Source organism: Pseudomonas sp. A-1 (assembly GCF_004801855.1).
Lineage (GTDB): Bacteria > Pseudomonadota > Gammaproteobacteria > Pseudomonadales > Pseudomonadaceae > Geopseudomonas.
The window spans coordinates 1-1,433 of record NZ_SSTC01000205.1 but is presented as its reverse complement, the minus strand read 5'-3'; the positions used below and the strand labels follow the sequence as shown (position 1 = coordinate 1,433).

Genomic DNA, 1,433 nt, shown 5'->3' with positions numbered 1-1,433 from the left:
ATGCTGAGTTCGTGGTAAGACATGGCAACACCGTACCGGAAAGGTCAGGTGTTGCACTCAGTTTTTGCCGCCGCCCTCTCATTCACGTGTTTTTGTAAAGGACTCAGAAAATATTCGATTACCTTCCGCTTATCCGTTTTCACTTCAGACCTGACCATCATGCCTGGCGATAGCGCGATATGGTTGCCTCCAACCTGGATACTGTTTTCCTTGAGCCGAATCCGCGCGCCGTACACCAGCCCCAGTTTCTCGTCCTCAATGGCATCGTTGGAAACACTGGTCACCACGCCGTGCGCCACCCCGTACTTGGTAAAGGTGAAGGTCTCGACCTCCTGCCTCGGGCGGACGAAGCCGATGTCCTTGTTCTCCAGCATCGCTTCCACTTCCACCGGTGCGTCGCTGGGGACGATCACCATCAGCGGCTGGGCCTCGCTGACCACGCCGCCCTGGGTGTGGATGGCCAGTTGCTGCACGGTGCCGGCGAGGCGTATCGGGCGTTGTGCCCTGGTGGCGATCCAGTTCGGCCAAACATGTGGCCATCTTCAGCGGGTTCTTGAGCAAGCGGCTTCGGCACGGTTGCCAGGCTTTGCAAGCGGGCGGGACTGACCAGGCGGGGCAGACTTGCAGCGAGCGCCTGAGGGACGGCGTTCATTCCTTGTTCGCTCATGGTGCTTCCGTGCATTGTCCGAAGGACTGGATGCGATCCTGCATCCAGTCAGAGGATTCTGGGGGACAGGCGTCCACTAGACCTCGACGGCCGCCACGTTTTCGGAAAAATCCCGAGGTGGGATTGTCGGACGGTTTTCCGCCCTGGTTACTCATGCCAGGACGGGGTATTCGCCACGAATACCCCGTCCACTGCTCAGGCCAGCCCGATCACTGCCAGTTGGCGGCGATCACCGTCTCCAGCTGGAGCTTCTGCTCGGCACCGAGATTGCCCTCGCCGCCGGCCGGCACGCCAAAGGCGGCCATGGCGTCGACCAGGCTCTGCACCTGACCTTCCAGCAGGGTCTTGCCATCGGCGGTCTTGAACTGGTCCAGGTGGTAGCTGCCGCCCGAGTACCAGTTGCTGATGGTGGCCTTGTCGCCTGAGCCGATGATGCTCACCTCCAGGTTCGAGCCGCTGCGGCGGAACCAGATGTCCTCCACGCCCACGTCACCGCCGAACAGCAGGGTATCCAGGCTGTCCGGGCTGGTGTCGTAGTTGTAGACGGTATCCTGGCCCGCGCCCTTGCCGAACAGGTAGGTGTCGGAGCCGGCGCCGCCGCTGAGGTAGTCGTTGCCGGCGCCGCCGTCGAGGACGTCGTTGCCGTTCTCGCCGTAGAGGTAGTCGTTGCCCTCACCACCGAGCAGGGAGTCGTTGCCGTTGCCGCCCTGCAGGGAGTCGTTGCCGGCGCCGCCGCTCAGCGCGTCGTTGCCGTCCTCGCCGTAGA

Annotated in this window: 1 protein-coding gene and 1 pseudogene; both read right to left on the bottom strand. The window is 62.5% G+C overall.

Annotated features, from left to right (window positions below):
* Window positions 1-44: 44 nt before the first annotated feature.
* Window positions 45-479: pseudogene (locus tag E5198_RS21140) on the bottom strand (HlyD family efflux transporter periplasmic adaptor subunit); the annotation flags it as partial.
* 397 nt (window positions 480-876) lie between these two features.
* Window positions 877-1,433, bottom strand: a 557-nt coding sequence (locus E5198_RS22265) for a calcium-binding protein (RefSeq protein WP_218569080.1), incomplete at its 5' end; no start/stop codon positions are given.